Genomic DNA, 17,944 nt, shown 5'->3' with positions numbered 1-17,944 from the left:
ATCAAAAAGGGCCATACAGGCCCTTTGATTAACTTTCTTCGGAGAGCGCCCCAAGCTGTTCTGCTTGGTGTTCGTTTAAGAGCGGCTCAACAACGTGTTGCAGCTCACCACCAATAATCTCCTGCAGCTTATATAGCGTTAGGTTGATACGGTGATCCGTTACACGACCCTGTGGATAATTATAGGTACGGATTCGTTCAGAGCGGTCACCACTACCCACTAGACTTTTACGCGTACTCGCCATTTCGGCTGCCTGTCGTTCGTCTTCTGCAGCCTGTAAACGAGATGCTAGCAGTGACATCGCCTTAGCACGGTTCTTATGCTGCGAACGCTCTTCCTGACACTCAACTACTACACCCGTTGGAATATGGGTCAAGCGAATAGCCGAATCAGTTTTGTTGACGTGCTGACCACCGGCACCTGATGCACGGAAAGTATCTACACGCAGATCTGCTTTATTGATCTCGATCTCAGCGGACTCATCCATCTCTGCCATTATTGCAACGGTACAAGCAGACGTATGAACACGGCCTTGGGACTCGGTTTCAGGAACACGTTGTACACGGTGCGCACCGGATTCGAATTTCAGCTTCGAATACACATCGGTACCCACTATACGGGAGATAACCTCTTTATAGCCGCCATGGTCACCTTCGTTAACGCTGATAACTTCTACACGCCAACCCTGAACTTCCGCGAAACGAGAGTACATACGGAAAAGATCACCGGCGAAAATAGCCGCTTCATCGCCACCGGTTCCAGCACGTACTTCCAAGAAGACGTTGCGAGAATCATTTGGATCTTTAGGTAATAAAAGAATCTGCAGTTCAGCTTCAAGGTTTTCGATACGCTCTTTAACGGCAGGGTATTCCTCTTTTGCCATCTCTCGCATATCAGGATCACTGTCAGCCATCATCATCTCGGCTTCTTCAAGATCATCCTGTGCTTGATTAAAAGCAGCAAACGCCTGTACTACAGGCTCTAGTTCGGAGTATTCCTTAGAATAATCACGAAACTTATCCTGATCTGAGATAATTTCTGGATCAGACATCAGAGCCGCAAGCTCTTCGTATCGATCGCTAAGTTTTTCTAGCTTACTTAGAATAGATTCTTTCATTATTTCTCATTCTTAGCATGTTCACCTAACTGGTGAAGCTCTTGCACCAAGTCCAGTAACTCACTGCGCCCTTCAGCGCTCGCTTTACGCATTTGAATCGTTGGATGGTGCAGCATTTTATTCGTCAGGCTACGCGCTAACATGGTTAACACTTCTTCAGCTGGCTTACCATTCTCCAGCTGTTTTAACGCTCGGCCTAATTCTTGATCACGTAAACTCTCTGCCTGACCACGGAAAGCCGTTAATACATCAACCGCTTCCAGTGAACGCAACTGGCGCATAAATTCGTGCGCACCAGTTTCTATAATTTCTTCTGCCTGCCTAGCAGCATCTTCACGACTACGTTGGTTCTCTTCGATAACCTCTTTAAGGTCATCAACCGTATACAGGTAAACATCATCCAGTTCCGCAACTTGCGCTTCTATGTCACGCGGAACGGCTATATCAACCATAAAAATAGGTCGGTGCTTACGCTGCTTAAGTGCTGACTCAACGGCACCTTTACCTAGAATAGGCAACTGACTGGCAGTAGAGGCAATCACTATATCGGCTTCAGCCAGCGCATTTGGAATATCACCCAACAAGATCGCTTTACCATCAAACTCATCAGCCAATGCCAACGCGCGGTTAAGGGTACGGTTAGCCACCGTGATATCTTTAACGCCAGCATTAGCTAAATGGCGCGCTACCAACTCTATAGTTTCACCTGCGCCAATCAGTAACGCTTTACTTTCGCGCATATCCGAGAAGATATGCTGGGCAAGACTTACCGCGGCATAAGCAACTGATACTGGGTTTTCACCAATCGCCGTATCAGTACGTACCTGCTTAGCAACGGAGAAAGTTTGCTGGAATAAGCGACCTAGCTCAGCACCTACATGACCGTTTTCTTGAGAAAGGCTATATGCTGACTTCAGCTGACCTAGTATCTGTGGCTCACCCAATACTAAAGAGTCCAAACCGCTCGCCACACGCATCATATGACGCGCGGCGTCTTCACCCCAGAATGCATAGGAACATTGCTGCAGTTCATCTGGATCTAGATCGTGGTACTCACCCAGCCATTCCAAAAGGGCTCTCGACCCTTCTATGGCAGAAGAGCAATATAGCTCTGTACGGTTACAAGTCGACAGGATGGCAATCTCTTTAAGATCAGCAAATTCGGCAGCACCATTCATCGCCTCAGCAAGCAGTTCAGGTGCAAACGCCACGCGTTCACGAACCTCCACCGAAGCCGTTTTGTGATTGATGCCTAATGCAAGTAACGCCATGCGATCCGCCATACCAAAAAATCTACCGTCGTGCAGACGGCACTACAAATCAACTGAAGCTGATCTAAATCAGCGCGCTATGATACAACGCTTTGCGACAAAGGTTAAAAGGCAGCACAACAATTTAGGTAACTTCGATCAAAAAACAGCAGATTAATTACAATTCTTTAGATAAAACCCGCATAAATCGAACGAAAACGAAGAAGCTTAGGTCTAATTCTGAAATTAAGGACAGAGTCAGCACAGATCAGTAAGAATCTGTAGATCGTTCACTTATTCTCTTTAAAACCTTTGGTCGGTAGCTGACAAGCTACTGGTTATTCAACTATAGTGACCAAATCATTCAGGGATGTCGGGGCTATTACGGCTGTATACATGAATAAATCACTTATCGTTTTAACTTGTGTCTTTGCCTTATTACAAGGCTGTCAAAGTACCCCAACGAAACAGACACAAGAAGTTATCTCCGAGCCAGTCAATTATGTGGATGGCGAGTTCAATCAAGAATCCCTTTACGATTTATTACTTGCCGAGATTGCGGGGCAGCGTAGGCTTTTCCCATTAGCCCTTGAGAATTACCTCAAACAAGCGGAGAAAAGCCAGGACTCGGGTGTTGCAGAACGCGCCACTCGAATCGCTCAATACCTGAGAAACCCTGACAAAGTCATTCAGGCGGCCCGACTTTGGCGCGAAATTGCGCCATCTAATCCAGAGCCTTACCAAATAGAAGCAAATATGCTTCTACATAAAGGTAAATACACCGAGGCACTGCCTTTAGTTGAGAAAGCCCTTGAGTTTGATCCATTACGCACATTGGCTTTGATTCGTGGGCAAGTCGAACGTATAGACCCCAAAGTTTTATCCGGCTACATCACGATGCTAAATAAACATCGTCAATCTGCCGGTCCACGCTCTGATCTAGAGCTGACTCTAGCACTGCTGCATCGAGCCAATAACAACGAGCAAGCTTCACTCACCTCGTTTAATCACGCCCTTAGGATTGACCCCGAGAATCCAGAAGCGTTGATACAAAAAGCTGAACTGCTGCGCTCTCAAAACAAAGTCTACGATGCACTTAAGCTTATCCGCTCTGCTTTTGAACAACAGCCAAATAACCGTCAGTTGCATATCCTTTACACACAGCTGTTATTCCAAAATAAGCAATCTAAACAAGCGGTTTCTCAGGCTAAAGAGCTGCTAAAAAACAATTTAAAAGATCATCAGTTAACCTACTACTTAGCCCTATTGATGCTCGAGAATGAAGCACCTCAAGACGCTAAAGCAGCCTTTTTACGATTACTGGAATTGAAACCTGAAGACACTTCACCGCATTTTTATTTAGGCCACATCGCTCAGTCGGAAGAAATGCGTGATCAAGCGATTGAACATTACAGCTCTGTAAAAAATGGCTCTAACGTTCTGCAATCCCTATCTCGAGTAAGCTCGCTTCTTAAAGATGTGGAAGACAAACCTCGTCTACAGCAGATTTTATCTGATGCCAGAGCTAGCATGCCTAACCAAGCTGCTTCAATTTACACATTAGAAGCAGAATGGCTAAACCTCCACAACTTAAAAGAGGAAGCCTTAACTGTATTAGAAGATGCGCTAGTACTGTTTGTTGATAACACCTCTCTGCTATACACCCGCGCAATGATGGTGGAATCAACCGACTTCCCGCAGGCAGAAAAAGATCTCCGCAGAGTATTAGAATTAGAGCCTGGCAACGCTACTGTGCAGAATGCTTTAGGCTACACCCTGCTTTTACATACTGAACGTTATGAAGAAGCCTACAAGCTAATCCAAGCAGCGCTAACCACTGAGCCAGAAGACCCTGCAATTTTGGATTCAATGGGTTGGGCTTTATTTAAATTGGGAAGAAATCATGAAGCCGTGACTTATTTAGAAAAGGCTCATGCTTTATATTCCGACCCTGAAGTCTCTAGCCACCTAATTCAGGTGTATTGGGCAATAGATCAAAAAGAGAAAGCTCGTTCACTGCTACAAAGAAGCCAAAAAGATAATCCGGGCGACCCCTTCTTAGAAGAAGCAGCACAGCTAATTAACGCAGAGTAATAAAAGTAGATGTTAAAAAAGTGCCTTGGAGCGTTGCTCTGCCTATTCTTAGCCGGTTGTAGCTTACAAAAAACTCAGCTACCAGCACCTAGCGATATTTCTTGGGAAACTCGGCAAAGTCTGCTTAAAGACATCTCTGATTGGGAAGCTAGCGGCAAGATAGGCATCCGCACACCTGAAGACAGCCAATCAGCCAGTTTAAAATGGCTACAAGAAGGCTCTGATTATCAGATAGATATCCGCGGGCCTTGGGGGCAAGGTGGCGCATCTATTGCGGGAAACCCACAAGAAGTCATCGTTGATATTGCCGGCGAAGGAACCTTTACCGGAACTAATCCAGAACAAATCCTCCATCAACAATGGGGTTGGGCACTTCCTGTTAGTGATATTTTTTGGTGGATCAGAGGACTACCTTCGCCTCACTCACAATACGACCAAACAATCGTCGATGAAAGACTTGTGCAATTAACCCAACAAGATTGGAAAATTGAGTATCTTCGCTATAACCAACAAACACCTTCGCTGCCTACTAAAATGCGTCTGCAGTACCGTGATTTGAAAGTCACCATTGTGATTAAAACGTGGATAAAACTATAGTCAGCGGGAAACACCCCAACATTAATTTCATTCTCGCGTAGCCATCACAGAAAGCCCGCAATTACGCTCTGAATACTAGTAGCCCCTCCCCCTGCTTTAGTTTGACTTTTAACCACGAGTCTTGGATAATCTGCGCCTCTTTCAACGGGAGGCCGGTCCTCCAAGAGGAATAATGTTGGGGTATCGCCAAGCGGTAAGGCACTGGATTCTGATTCCAGTATGCGGAGGTTCGAATCCTCCTACCCCAGCCAAATGCCTATGAACGGTTCCCGATCTACAGATTCCGAACAAATTACAATCGAAAAGGTGCACGCCGTGTCCAAGATGATGGTCTTCACCGGCAACGCTAACCCTGATCTGGCGAGAAAAGTAGTTGATCGCCTAGATATTCCTATGGGTAAAGCGAATGTTGGTCGTTTTAGTGATGGCGAAGTAAGCGTTGAGATTCAGGAAAACGTACGTGGTAAAGACGTATTTATTATCCAGTCTACTTGCGCGCCAACTAACGACAACTTGATGGAGCTGATTGTACTAGCCGACGCTCTTCGTCGCGCTTCTGCTTCACGTATCACAGCTGTTGTACCTTACTTCGGCTATGCACGTCAGGATCGACGTCCACGTTCTGCTCGTGTACCTATCACTGCAAAAGTAGTTGCAGATATGATGGATGCTATCGGCATCGACCGCGTACTGACAGTTGACCTACACGCTGACCAGATTCAGGGCTTCTTCTCTGTACCTGTAGATAACGTTTACGGTTCACCTGTTCTACTCGACGACATCGTTGATCAGGAATACGACAACATCTTAGTTGTTTCTCCGGACGTTGGTGGTGTAGTTCGTGCCCGCGCAGTTGCTAAGCAACTTGATTGCGATCTAGCAATCATCGACAAGCGTCGTGAGCGTGCTAACGAATCTCAAGTTATGAATATCATTGGTGATGTTGAAGGCCGTACTTGCGTATTGGTTGATGACATGTGTGATACTGCCGGTACGCTTTGTAAAGCGGCTAAAGCACTTAAAGATAACGGTGCAGCACGCGTTGTAGCTTACGCGACTCACGCCGTACTTTCTGGCCCTGCAGTAAGCAACATCACTAATTCTGATCTAGATGAATTTGTTGTTACAGATACGATTCCACTGTCTGAATCCGCATCTAAGTGCGACAAAATTCGTCAGCTAACACTTGCTCCGCTTCTAGCTGAAGCTGTGCGCCGTGTTTGCAATGAAGAATCCATCAGCGCGATGTTCCGTTAAGGACAACTCGCTGGTAAAGCAACTTACTCAATAACGAGTAAGTTTTTCCACCCTCGGGTGATTGCTGCAAAGCCTGGTCGCAAGGTTTTGCAGCTTATTTATTTAAAGGTATTAAAAATGTCTAACTTTGTAGTTAATGCAGTAGCACGTGCTGACGAAGGGAAAGGTGCGAGCCGCCGCCTACGTCGCGAAGGTCTAGTTCCTGGTATCGTTTTCGGTGGTGACAAGCGTAAGAAGCCTGCTTCTATCTCTGTTCCTAACAACGAACTAGTTAAAATGATCGAAGATCAGACTTTCTTCTCTTCTATCCTTACTCTGTCTTTGGACGGTAAAGAAGAGCAAGTAATCATCAAAGATCTTCAACGTCACCCAGCTAAGCCTGTAGTACTGCACGCTGACTTCCAGCGCATTACTAAATCCAACAAGATCAAGATCACTGTTCCTGTTGAATTTGCTAACTTCGAGAAGTCTCCAGCATCTAAAGCAGCTTGCAAGTTCGCAGCAGAGAAAAACACTGTTGAGATTCTTTGCCTACCAGCAAACTTGCCAGAAACTCTAGTTGTTGACCTTTCTGCTTGTGCTTCAGACCAGGTTCTTCACCTATCTGACATCACTCTTCCAGAAGGTGTTGAAATCGTTTCTCTACGTCGCGGTGAAGATCACGACCAGGGTATCGGTTACGTTTACGCTCCTCGTGGCGCGAAAGCTAGCTAATTTAGCTAAATAGCACTGGCATGAAAGACAAGATCCAGCTTATTGTCGGACTCGGCAACCCGGGTGATAAATACGCACAAACACGTCACAATGCTGGTGCTGAGTTTGTCGAGCAGCTTGCTGCTCGACATCTCGCTCCCCTAAAGCCCGAAAAGAAGTACCACGGGCTCTACTCTAAAGCTCAGATAGGAAACCAAGTTATTCACCTTTTGGTTCCTACCACATTTATGAATCTGAGCGGCCAGGCTGTTGCAGCACTGGCAAGCTTCTACAAAATACCACCCGAAGCGATCTTAGTCGCTCATGATGAGCTCGATATTCCACCAGGTATTGCGAAATTTAAGCAAGGTGGCGGTCATGGTGGTCATAATGGTTTGCGCGACATCATCAGCAAACTAGGTAACAACAAAAATTTCTACCGTTTACGTCTTGGCATTGGCCACCCAGGCCACAGCAGCCAAGTAAGCGGTTTTGTTCTGAAAAAAGCTCCAGCTAAAGAACGTGATGCCACAATGGCAGCTATCGATGAAGCTGAACGTTATTTGGAGCATGCTATTGCCGGTGACTGGAACAAAGCGATGAACCAGTTACACAGTTTTTCAGCCAGCTAGATTACTCACAGGATTCAATCATGGGTTTTAAATGCGGTATTGTAGGCCTACCTAACGTAGGTAAATCGACTCTTTTCAATGCGCTAACAAAAAACGGTATTGCGGCAGAGAACTTTCCATTCTGTACCATTGAGCCGAATGCAGGCACAGTATCTATGCCTGACCCGCGTTTAGACAAGCTTACAGCAATTGTTAATCCCGAGCGCACAATTCCAACAGCGATGGAGTTCGTAGATATTGCGGGCCTTGTTGCTGGTGCCTCCAAAGGTGAAGGCCTTGGCAATAAATTCTTGGCTAACATCCGCGAAACAGACGCTATTGCGCATGTAGTACGTTGCTTCGAAGATGAAAACGTAATCCACGTTGCCAACAAGATTGATCCGCTATCTGATATCGAAACTATCAACCTTGAGCTAGCACTTGCTGATTTAGAATCCTGTGAAAAACAACTTCAGCGTATTCAAAAGCTAGCAAAAGGTGGTGATAAAGAAGCCGTTGCTCAAAAAGCGATGCTAGAGAGAGTTATCCCTCATCTAGAAGAAGGCAAACCAGTTCGTGGTTTAGGTCTAGATTCTGATGAGATGAAAATCGTTAAAGGCTTCCACCTTCTTACCGTGAAACCAACCATGTACATTGCCAACGTTGATGAAGATGGTTTTGAAGACAACGCTCACCTAGATACAGTTAAAGAGCTAGCGGCATCTGAAAATGCCGGTGTAGTAGTGGTATGTAACAAACTAGAAGCTGAGATCTCTGAACTAGATGATGAAGAGCGTGATGAATTCCTAACGGACTTAGGCATGGAAGAGCCTGGCTTAGACCGCGTAATCCGTGCAGGCTACGAATTGTTAGGCCTACAAACCTACTTTACTGCTGGCGTGCAGGAAGTACGTGCTTGGACAGTTAAAGTCGGCGCAACAGCCCCTCAAGCAGCCGGTGTTATACACACTGACTTTGAGAAAGGCTTCATCCGAGCTGAAGTTGTAAGCTACGATGATTTTGTTGAGCATAATGGTGAAAACGGCGCTAAAGACGCTGGCCGTTGGAGACTTGAAGGTAAAGATTACATCGTTCAAGACGGCGATGTAGTACATTTCCGCTTCAACGTTTAAGCAGACAACTGTACAAAAAAAAACCGGCTTTTATAGCCGGTTTTTTTTATTCAAAAATTCCTGAAATTTCATGCAGTAATCTATTGACACCCCCGCCCGAAAGTAGAATAATGCGCGCCTCTGAGACGTGGCAATATAGCTCAGTTGGTTAGAGCATCGCATTCATAATGCGAGGGTCGCAGGTTCGAGTCCCGCTATTGCCACCATGTTTCAGTCTATGCTGGGGTATCGCCAAGCGGTAAGGCAACGGGTTTTGATCTCGTCATGCGGAGGTTCGAATCCTCCTACCCCAGCCACTATTGAGCTTAACTCTCCGAGTTAATCTGAGTGGCAATATAGCTCAGTTGGTTAGAGCATCGCATTCATAATGCGAGGGTCGCAGGTTCGAGTCCCGCTATTGCCACCATGCTCTAAAAAGAAAGTGTGCTCAAATCTTAGTTGGGGTATCGCCAAGCGGTAAGGCAACGGGTTTTGATCTCGTCATGCGGAGGTTCGAATCCTCCTACCCCAGCCACTTTCTTCTTTCTCCATAGTACAAACAATCCCCTTTTAGGTATTGATCGAGCTATCCTTACGACATCCTTTTCAGAGCATTATCCACACCTTTTGGATTTCCTAGATTAAAGCTGAGCATTCATTTTAGCTAAGCTCAAAATTAGTCTCGCCTTCATTCTGATCACTTTTATCTTCTATAATTAATATTCAACAGTAACGAACGTTGCTTGGATATCAAGCAACACCTCATCAATGCAATTTTTTAAGTTATATATTCAATTGAATTCATATATTCTCTGTCTATAAGGATTTAGCTAGCAGGAGACAGATCAGGCATGTCTGAAGTTATTGATATTGACGGAAACGCCCTTTTAGAAAAATACGGTACTGGGCAGCAGACTCGTAAACAACGCCTGAGAAAAAATATTCAGCTTTTATTCCTTGGCCTAAGCACCGAAGAAACTGCTCCTCTAATCACGCTTCTAAGAACATCACGTATTTCACCTCGCGGTAGGCAGGTCAGCACTGAGCAAGAGTTCTTAGAAGCTCTTGGTGAGCGCTCATGGGATCTTATTCTTTGCACTATAGACAGAGGTGAATTCACTTCAAAGCTTGCTGTCAGCCATTTAAAGCGCTTAGACAAAGATATCCCTGTTATCCAGATAATTCCAAGTTCAGACAGTCAACTATTACTACAAGGCCTTAAAAACCATATTCAAGCCGTTGTTCCTCTAGATGAGAAAGAACTTGTCTTAATTAACATTCGTCGAGAGCTTGACCAGCTCGATTATCGTAGACGATTACGAAGAGTTGAAGCTGCTTTAGCCGAAGCAGAAAAACGCTCACAACAGTTAATGGACAGCTCACGTAATCCAATTGCATGCTGTGACCATCACAAAATCATCTATTGCAATGATAGCTTCCTTGAGCATTTTGGATTGGATTCTAAGAATAAAGTCATTAACAAACCTTTAACTGATTTCTTTACACTTGATGATCGGACCGAAATAACCGAACAACTTAATTCGTTTGAAGAAACGACCAGCGGCGATCTTATTCTTCAGTTCACAGCTCAACGTACTGATCATTCAGAATTCATCGCCAATATGGAATTTTCTCGCTCAGACTATAACGGCTCCATAATTACACGTGCTCTATTTCATGTAGACGAAAGCAGCAACCAACACCTTCTCAGTGAAGACTTAGATTTTGTTTCCGGTTTATTCAACAAAGAATACCTATATAGACAGCTAGAACAAATTACCCAAAAAGCTCTTCGCGGAGGCAATGATCGCTGTCTCATCTATATAGAACTAGACCAGCTAGATCAGATCAAGAATAAGTTTGGTCATGAAGGTAGTGACCAACTTATTCGAGATATATCTACCTTACTAAGTAAAACTGTCAATAAAGCTCATATTCTAACGCACCCTGCAGAAAACGCTTTCAGTATCATCTTTAATGACTCAAATATAAAAACAGCTGAGAAATTTGCTAATCAACTTCGCAAAAAGGTAGCTAATGTTCATTCCCATATAACTGGGATTGATGTTCAATCGACCTGTTCTATTGGCTTAGTAGCAATTACCGATAGCACTCCTCCTCCGATAGAACTGATCAATCGTGCTAAGGCGGCTATTTTCACATTACGTGAAGTCACTCCACAAGGTAACGGAGTAACAGTTTATATCCCTGAAGCCGCACTATCAGAACAGGCAGAAGAGGAATTTGATCAATTACGAAAAGCTGTGGACAACAATCAATTTAAGCTTCTTTTCCAACCAATCGTTAATCTAACGGCAGAAGATAAAATCCATCATCATTATGAAGCCTTGCTTCGTCTAGTAAATGACAATAAAGATGAACTATCTCCTAATGATTTTATGAGCGCTGTAAGCGATTCCGAAACTGCTATCAAAGTCGATCGCTGGGTGATTGAGCAAAGCATTCAGCAGCTAAAGACTACATTAGACCAAGAGCATAAGAATGTTATTTTCATCAATTTATCCGCTCACACTTTAGGTGATCAAGAGCTCTTAACTTGGCTAGCAGCTAAACTCCGGAAAAATAACATTCCTGCAGAAAGGCTTGTATTCCAAATAAGTGAATCTGACATATCCATAATAGCCCCTAAACAAGCGCAAAACTTCATAGATAAGCTTACAAGTATGCACAGCCGTATCTGTATAAAACACTTTGGCAGCGCTCCAAATTCCCAACACGTTTTATCGATGATCCACTCAGATTTTATCAAAATGGATGGTTCATACATCCAAGATTTAGGATCCGACTCTGTGCAAGATGAAGAGTTTTGCAGTGTAGTACAACAACTCAGAAGCTTGGATAAAATATCCATTGCCCCCCTAGTAGAAAACACAAAGACGATGGCCAACCTATGGAAAGCAGGTATCGACTATGTACAAGGCTACTATCTGCAACCTCCTAGAGAAAACATGGATTACGATTTCTTTGCCGAATAATAAAAAAGCCGCTAAAAGCGGCTTTTTTATGCTTTTATTTTTGAACGGTGTCGCGATCTCTAAAACCAATTAGATACAAAATACCATCAAGACCCAATGTAGAAATAGCCTGTTTAGCACTCTCGCGAACTAAAGGCTTAGCGCGGAATGCGATACCTAACCCTGCAATTGAAAGCATAGGTAAATCATTAGCACCATCACCAACGGCAATCGTCTGCTCTAGGCTCACACCTTCTTTTTCGGCGATTTCGCGTAACAGTTCAGCTTTACGTTCACCATTAACCACTGTGCCTTTAACTTCACCTGTCACTTTGCCATCAGCATCGATATCAAGTTCGTTGGCATAGACATAGTCAAAGCCAAGTTTCTTTTGCAGATGAGAAGCAAAATAGTTAAAACCGCCCGATAAGATAGCCGTTTTAAAACCAAGCGCTTTCAAATTAGATACTAACTCTTCCGCACCTTCGGTCATCGGTAGTCGCTCAGCAATTTGATCCAACACCGACACATCCAAGCCTTTTAGTAGAGCCATTCTACGCTTAAAGCTTTCGTTAAAGTCGATCTCACCACGCATAGCCGCTTCAGTGATATCTGATACCTGATCACCCACACCAGCTTCTTTAGCAAGCTCATCAATCACTTCCGCTTCAATCAGTGTAGAGTCCATATCAAATACTACTAAACGGCGATTACGGCGATAGATGTTATCTTCTTGGAAAGCGATATCTACATCGAGATCACTAGCAGTATTAAGGAATTCAGCCTTTAGTTTCTCAGCATCAGCAGGCGCGCCACGTACAGAAAACTCCACGCATGCTTTGGTCTGGTCAGAGGTTTCATCCAAACTTATACGGCCTGAGAGACGGTTGATATTATCGATGTTAAGCCCATGGCTCGCTGCGATTTCGGTCACGCGCGCGATATGTTTAGAGCTCAATTTACGAGACAGTAGCGTAATGATATGACGAGATTTACCTTGCCCTTCAACCCACTGTTCATAGTTCTCTTCTTCCACAGGCTGGAAGCGGATATTCATGTTCAACTCGTGCGCTTTAAAAAGGATATCTCTTAGCAATGGTGAAGACTCGGCCGATTTAGGCACTTCAATCAAGATACCTAAAGACAAGGTATCGTGGATCACCGCCTGACCAATATCCAAAATATTGATCTCGAATTCCGCCAAAATATTTGTGATCGCTGAAGTCACTCCCGGCTTATCTTCACCGGAAATATTGAGCAAAATAATCTCTTTCATCGAAAGGGTTCCAAAGGAATCTTTAATTGCTGGCGATTATAACAAAGCCAGATTACAGGGCCTATTCATTATCACTCAGAAGCAGACTGGGCTGGGCTAAACTCAACTCTACATTTCAAACCGGCAGGCAGTAATTGATCTTTATTCGGGATTTCCACACTGATAGCAAACGTACTACTTGCAGCATCAATAAGAGGATCCACTCGATTCACTTTACCTTCATAAGCCTGTTCTGGGCGCCCTTCAGCATACAAAGTGATAGGCATGTCTTTCTTGATCTGACCATAATATTGCGAACGCATAATCACTTCTGCGTGAAGAGGATCAAGCGAGACAATTTTTAAGAATGGCTGATCATCAACAAGTTCACCTGGTTCGAGTAACCGTTCAACCACAACGCCATTGATTGGGCTTTTCGTTTGGCGTAGAGATAAACGTACATAAGATTCGCTAGCTGTAAGCTCGGCTAAACGCTGCTCTGTAAGCATCTCATCTCGTTCATGATCAGACAGCAGGCCTTTTTTATACAAGACCTCATTACGTTTAACTTTACGCTTAGCAAAATCTACGCGCGCTCGGGCTGTCGCTAAAGCAGCTCGCTCTAGGCGAGAGTTAAGTTTCATGACGACTTGGTCTTTTTTAACTTTATCGCCACGACCTAAACTCAATTCACTAATAACGCCTGATACTTCACTACTCAATTCAATCTCTTTGCTAGGCTCTAACAAACAGCTCAATTGGCCATCGCTTAATTGATTATGTTCAACCGCACTGACCAACGGCGAAACACTAAGAAGTAGAACCAATAGTGGAGAAATGTGTTTCATATCAAAAAACCTAAACTTTGCTGCTAGTAAAAGACAATATTTCGCGCTGACGTTCGTCTTGCTTTAACAAATCGGCACGCATACGCGCATGATCTGCCTCGAGTTGCTTTTGGGCCCTGCGCATTAATTTCAACAGCAGCCAGTTTTTAAACCCTTTTGGAAGCGGCCATTTAAAGACGCGCTTTAAATAATTAGAGAAATGTTCAGACAATATCGAGTCATCCAAAGACAAGATAACTTCAAAGCTCCCCTGATCGCCCTGACGCGCACAGCGACCTTCTAACTGTCGGTCGATTCGTGACGCTTCATGTAACTCGGTTAAAATCACATGTAGCCCACCCACTGACTCGACTTCATCATTTAGCTTTATATCGGTACCGCGCCCAGCCATATTTGTCGCAATAGTAACACAACCTGGCTCACCCGCATTCGCAACTATTTCGGCTTCTAACTGATCTTGTTTAGCATTTAATAACTGATGCTGCACATCCATCGCTTGCAGATTTTGGCTTAGTAATTCCGAAGCAGCGACGGAGTGCGTTCCAACCAGTGAGGGGCGCTGTGCTTTATGCAGAACTTTGATCTGTTCGGCAACCTTGTGCCACTTATCACTCTCGTCTATGTAGACATTTGCCCCGAGTTTCTTTCTACGGCTTGGTTTATTGGTTGGGATAAACACCACAGGCAAGCCATAAACTTGCCATAACTCTGAGGCCACCTCTTTTGCAGTACCTGTCATACCACCGAGATGATGATAAAAACGGAAGAAGTTCTGAAAACTGATACGCGCTAGGGTCTCACGAGGGTTACTGAGTTCACAGTCTTCTTTAATTTCGATCAGTTGGTGCAACCCTCGCTCCCAACTTCGGTCTTCCATTACTCGGCCAGTATGCTCATCAACAATAAGAATTTTGCCTTCTTTAACGAGATAATGTTTATCACGAATAAACAGATGCAGTGCCGTGAGTGCCTGAAAAACTAATTCAAGACAACGTACTCGCCCTACCCAAAAAGGCCCTAGCCCATCGGTTAACTGCAGAACATGCATTTCACCATCATCAGTAAAAGCAACACGTCGTTCTCTGAGATTGACCTCGTAATGCTTATCTAGCTCTAGTTCAGAAGCGATTGCCATCGCTTGCTGATAGACCTCTTGCTGCTCCTCTTGCTCAATCTCAGGGCCTGAAATAATCAGCGGCGTTCTAGCTTCATCTAATAAAACACTGTCTGCCTCATCGACAATAGCGAAATGAAGCCCACGAAGCATTAAGCCATCGAGCATCTGTTGATTACCCTTTAAACGCTCGGCATGCAAATTCAGCTTATGCTGCTTGCCCTCTAGAACGATGCTGTCTTTTAGATAATCGAACACCAACTCTTTGTTGGTACAGTAAACGACATCTTTAGCATAGATATCACGCCTCTCCATGGGAGAAAGACCATGGACAATAACACCAACATCAAGACCCAATCGGGTATAAACTGGCGTCATTTCCTCAGCATCACGAGCAGTAAGATAATCGTTTACAGTCACTACATGGACAGGCACTCCAGCAAAGGCTGCAGTTGCTGCAGAAAGTGTGGCGGTTAGGGTCTTACCCTCCCCCGTTTGCATCTCTGCAATATTGCCGTGAAACATCGCCAAGCCACCAAGTAACTGGCTATCAAAATGTTTCATCCCCAGGGTTCTACCCGCAACCTCACGCACCAAAGCAAAGCTTTTAACCATTAGTGCAGACGTTATGCCCTGTTTAAACAAAGCCTGCCTAATCTCAGTGATATGATTATCTAATTGCTCATCGGATAGGACTTCAAGCTTTCGAGCTTCTTTATGGATGGACGGCAAAAAACGCTTATAAGCCTTAAGGGACGCTCGGAACGGACGATTTAGATAAGCAGATAGGCTATGTGACCAGCGTTCCATCCGATCCTGTTTGTGGATAAAAAGCTGAGGACGCTCTAATACAGTTTGCGGCAGTCGCTGAGGCCGTTTATACATCAAACTGCCTCAAGAACACACGCCTTACCGCACGATACCAACGATAGATCAGAGGCTCAGGATCATGTTCTATCAGTACATAGACGCGCTCATCATAACGATTCTTTGGCGCATCAATGACAGATAAGTCGATCCGAAAATGGCTACGAAAACTCTTCAAACCATCTTCACTTTTCGGGTCAGGTGCAATTCGTCCACCACCATCAGTACTTAACACCTTACTCGGCAGTTGCTGAGTTGTAGCCGGCAGTGCACGAACAATTTCACCTTTATAGGTTTCATTTGGATTAGAGGCAAATCGTAGCTCAACTGAACGGTTCTGGGTGCGTACCTGATCTATCTCATCCTCAGAAACCATCGCGACTAAAGACAACTGATTATAATCCACGACGTATCCAATCAACTCACCACGGTGAACATATCGTCCCAGAATTCGATGAGCATCGGGGACAACAAATTCGCCGGAAGCAGAGCTATAGAGATTCACACCTTTTAGCCGTTCTAGCGCCCTTTGATATTCACGCTGAATAAACCGCAATTCTTCTCGTAAAATTTCACTGGCCGCGCGGTCTCTTAGGCTAGCTTCGAGTCTAATTTCGGCTTCAGCTATCTGGGCTTTAAGCACGTCTACTTTGGCTTCGAGATCAGGTGCTGAGAGCTTAAGTAACAACTTCCGTTCGACCACAGGCTTACCTGAAGGTACCTCTAAAGATTCGACAAAGCCTGAAACTTGCGAGCGCACATAAGCATCCTGCGGTACCCATAAAACACCTTCGGTCTGCGTTTTATATGGCACAGGTAAAAAACCTATCAACGCCACCACAGTAGCGATAATCAGCGCAGAAATGGTAAGCACTCGTCCCTTCTTACTTCTTAGTTCAGGATCCGTTGCAGGTTTAGTAATTGTCTTAAGTACTGGCATAAGGAGGGTTGCCCAAATTGACCAAAACGCGAGAAGACTGCCAATCACAAAGTATTGCGTTGCGACAAACAAGGCAATCGCAACCATAACAAACAATCGGTAAATGTATGCAGCAGAAGCATAGCAAGCTAGCCAAGCCCCTTCACTGGTTGAGTTAGCAGGCGCAGTGAGTTTCTTAACGCCATAAAGGTACTTTTTGGTTAGATATGCTACCTGACTGTTACCTCTAGACGCTAAATTAGGTATTTCCAAAAAATCAGCAAGCACGTAGTAAGCGTCAAATCGAAGTAGTGGATTACCGTTAAAGAGCAAAGTAGAAAATCCGCCGATCAGCATGGTATTAAACGCGACCGCTCGAACGATACCCGGTTCGGCCAAAACCCATACCATCATCGCGATTGCAGCAACCATCAACTCGACCATAATACCGATCGCGCCCACCAGCATACGCTGATATTTATTCCTAAATGCAGTTGCCGCACTGGCATCCACATAAGGTACGGGGAACAGCACCAGTAGCATCACCCCCACCTCATGTACCTCGCCTCCCCAACGCTTCACAGCGTAGGCATGGCCAAGTTCATGAATCACTTTTACAAAGGGATAGACCAAGGCAATCAGCAAAAGATTTTCGACCGCTAAGACTCGGTCACTAATATTCTCGGTTAGTGCCCCCCAATGGACAATCGAGAGCGTTAAACCAAACAACACTATCGCTGCCCAAAGAAATAAACCAAACCAAGAATAAAATGGCCGAACCAACCACATTGTTGAGGACAAGAATCCCTCTGGGTCCATCATGGGGATACGGACACTTAATGGGGATTTTAGCTGCTGGATAATCTTCTTCTGCGCTTGCTCTCGTCTGCGAACTTGCAGCTCTTCAATATCGGGCAGAATATCGGATTGAATAACATTCGCTCGGTTGAGCTGCGCCACCAACTGAATAACCTCATCCTGAGTAGGCATACCATCGCCCAAGCGCTTACACGCCACATCCCAGATCTGTTGCAGCGTTCTTCGGCCATCCATCAAACCGATGATTTGGTAAGCCTCAGGAGAGAACCGTTGGAATTGCCCGGTCACATGGTCTTGAAGTACATACCACGTTTTACCTCGGTACTGATGCCGATGAATATCCGCATGTTTACGCATACGGATCTTAAGTTCAGCTACGCGGTACCATGAGGCACTAAACAGAGAAACAGACACGA

General features: G+C 44.8%; 13 protein-coding genes and 5 tRNA genes. 12 read left to right on the top strand and 6 right to left on the bottom strand.

Features of this window, described 5'->3' with window-relative positions; all coding sequences use genetic code 11:
• Positions 1 to 28: 28 nt before the first annotated feature.
• Positions 29 to 1,117, bottom strand: a complete 1,089-nt coding sequence (prfA, locus tag ACMXYW_RS02275) for a peptide chain release factor 1 (protein ID WP_415883379.1) — start codon at positions 1,115 to 1,117, stop codon at positions 29 to 31.
• Complete coding sequence (gene hemA / locus ACMXYW_RS02270) at positions 1,117 to 2,388, bottom strand: glutamyl-tRNA reductase (protein WP_415893323.1); 1,272 nt, start codon at positions 2,386 to 2,388, stop codon at positions 1,117 to 1,119. Before hemA ends, prfA begins: the two co-directional genes overlap by 1 nt.
• Positions 2,389 to 2,763: 375 nt before the next feature.
• Between hemA and ACMXYW_RS02265 the strand changes: the two genes are divergently transcribed.
• From ACMXYW_RS02265 to ACMXYW_RS02210, 12 genes are all read left to right on the top strand, one after another.
• Positions 2,764 to 4,461 (top strand): tetratricopeptide repeat protein, encoded by a 1,698-nt coding sequence (locus ACMXYW_RS02265; protein WP_415905062.1) that lies wholly within the window; start codon positions 2,764 to 2,766, stop codon positions 4,459 to 4,461.
• 9 nt (positions 4,462 to 4,470) lie between these two features.
• Entirely contained in the window at positions 4,471 to 5,058 is a 588-nt protein-coding gene (gene lolB / locus ACMXYW_RS02260; protein WP_415905061.1) for a lipoprotein insertase outer membrane protein LolB, read from the top strand.
• Positions 5,059 to 5,234: 176 nt separating this feature from the next.
• Positions 5,235 to 5,309 (top strand) — tRNA-Gln (locus tag ACMXYW_RS02255).
• A 64-nt stretch (positions 5,310 to 5,373) separates the two neighbouring features.
• Positions 5,374 to 6,315 carry a ribose-phosphate pyrophosphokinase gene (locus tag ACMXYW_RS02250; protein ID WP_415883375.1) on the top strand — a complete coding sequence of 314 codons (942 nt, stop codon included), beginning with the start codon at positions 5,374 to 5,376 and terminating at the stop codon, positions 6,313 to 6,315.
• A gap of 117 nt (positions 6,316 to 6,432) precedes the next feature.
• A complete protein-coding gene (locus ACMXYW_RS02245; protein ID WP_415900016.1) occupies positions 6,433 to 7,029 on the top strand; it encodes a 50S ribosomal protein L25/general stress protein Ctc in 597 nt (198 codons plus the stop codon).
• 20 nt (positions 7,030 to 7,049) lie between these two features.
• Positions 7,050 to 7,640, top strand: a complete 591-nt coding sequence (gene pth, locus ACMXYW_RS02240; protein ID WP_415893319.1) for an aminoacyl-tRNA hydrolase — start codon at positions 7,050 to 7,052, stop codon at positions 7,638 to 7,640.
• A 20-nt stretch (positions 7,641 to 7,660) separates the two neighbouring features.
• Positions 7,661 to 8,752, top strand: coding sequence for a redox-regulated ATPase YchF (ychF, locus tag ACMXYW_RS02235; RefSeq protein ID WP_415905060.1), 1,092 nt, complete (start codon positions 7,661 to 7,663; stop codon positions 8,750 to 8,752).
• Between the two features lie 129 nt (positions 8,753 to 8,881).
• A tRNA-Met gene (locus ACMXYW_RS02230) sits at positions 8,882 to 8,958 on the top strand.
• Positions 8,959 to 8,973: 15 nt separating this feature from the next.
• A tRNA-Gln gene (locus ACMXYW_RS02225) sits at positions 8,974 to 9,048 on the top strand.
• 33 nt (positions 9,049 to 9,081) lie between these two features.
• A tRNA-Met gene (locus tag ACMXYW_RS02220) sits at positions 9,082 to 9,158 on the top strand.
• A gap of 33 nt (positions 9,159 to 9,191) precedes the next feature.
• Positions 9,192 to 9,266 (top strand) — tRNA-Gln (locus tag ACMXYW_RS02215).
• 316 nt (positions 9,267 to 9,582) lie between these two features.
• Positions 9,583 to 11,727 (top strand): EAL domain-containing protein, encoded by a 2,145-nt coding sequence (locus ACMXYW_RS02210; protein ID WP_415905059.1) that lies wholly within the window; start codon positions 9,583 to 9,585, stop codon positions 11,725 to 11,727.
• A gap of 34 nt (positions 11,728 to 11,761) precedes the next feature.
• Here ACMXYW_RS02210 and serB read toward each other — a convergent pair whose 3' ends face one another.
• The 4 genes from serB to ACMXYW_RS02190 form a co-directional block, all read right to left on the bottom strand.
• Positions 11,762 to 12,982 (bottom strand): phosphoserine phosphatase SerB, encoded by a 1,221-nt coding sequence (serB, locus tag ACMXYW_RS02205; RefSeq protein ID WP_415905058.1) that lies wholly within the window; start codon positions 12,980 to 12,982, stop codon positions 11,762 to 11,764.
• Between the two features lie 71 nt (positions 12,983 to 13,053).
• On the bottom strand, positions 13,054 to 13,809 hold the full coding sequence (locus ACMXYW_RS02200) for an efflux RND transporter periplasmic adaptor subunit (RefSeq protein WP_415905057.1): 756 nt from the start codon (positions 13,807 to 13,809) through the stop codon (positions 13,054 to 13,056).
• A 10-nt stretch (positions 13,810 to 13,819) separates the two neighbouring features.
• Positions 13,820 to 15,808 (bottom strand): preprotein translocase subunit SecA, encoded by a 1,989-nt coding sequence (locus ACMXYW_RS02195; RefSeq protein WP_415905056.1) that lies wholly within the window; start codon positions 15,806 to 15,808, stop codon positions 13,820 to 13,822.
• The gene (locus ACMXYW_RS02190; RefSeq protein ID WP_415905055.1) at positions 15,801 to 17,942 is read right to left on the bottom strand and encodes an efflux RND transporter periplasmic adaptor subunit; all 2,142 of its coding nucleotides are present in this window, start codon (positions 17,940 to 17,942) and stop codon (positions 15,801 to 15,803) included. Before ACMXYW_RS02190 ends, ACMXYW_RS02195 begins: the two co-directional genes overlap by 8 nt.
• Positions 17,943 to 17,944: the final 2 nt, after the last annotated feature.

The organism is Neptuniibacter sp. QD48_55 (assembly GCF_047778115.1).
Classification (GTDB): domain Bacteria; phylum Pseudomonadota; class Gammaproteobacteria; order Pseudomonadales; family Balneatricaceae; genus Neptuniibacter.
This window is presented reverse-complemented; position numbering and strand designations above follow the sequence as displayed.

Coding starts and splice junctions, on each gene's coding strand:
- ACMXYW_RS02210 (WP_415905059.1), top strand. CDS start 9,583: ATGTCTGAAGTTATTGATATTGACGGAAACGCCCTTTTAGAAAAATAC.
- lolB (WP_415905061.1), top strand. CDS start 4,471: ATGTTAAAAAAGTGCCTTGGAGCGTTGCTCTGCCTATTCTTAGCCGGT.
- serB (WP_415905058.1), bottom strand. CDS start 12,982: ATGAAAGAGATTATTTTGCTCAATATTTCCGGTGAAGATAAGCCGGGA.
- ACMXYW_RS02245 (WP_415900016.1), top strand. CDS start 6,433: ATGTCTAACTTTGTAGTTAATGCAGTAGCACGTGCTGACGAAGGGAAA.
- ACMXYW_RS02265 (WP_415905062.1), top strand. CDS start 2,764: ATGAATAAATCACTTATCGTTTTAACTTGTGTCTTTGCCTTATTACAA.
- pth (WP_415893319.1), top strand. CDS start 7,050: ATGAAAGACAAGATCCAGCTTATTGTCGGACTCGGCAACCCGGGTGAT.
- hemA (WP_415893323.1), bottom strand. CDS start 2,388: ATGGCGTTACTTGCATTAGGCATCAATCACAAAACGGCTTCGGTGGAG.
- ACMXYW_RS02200 (WP_415905057.1), bottom strand. CDS start 13,809: ATGAAACACATTTCTCCACTATTGGTTCTACTTCTTAGTGTTTCGCCG.
- ACMXYW_RS02195 (WP_415905056.1), bottom strand. CDS start 15,808: ATGTATAAACGGCCTCAGCGACTGCCGCAAACTGTATTAGAGCGTCCT.
- prfA (WP_415883379.1), bottom strand. CDS start 1,117: ATGAAAGAATCTATTCTAAGTAAGCTAGAAAAACTTAGCGATCGATAC.
- ychF (WP_415905060.1), top strand. CDS start 7,661: ATGGGTTTTAAATGCGGTATTGTAGGCCTACCTAACGTAGGTAAATCG.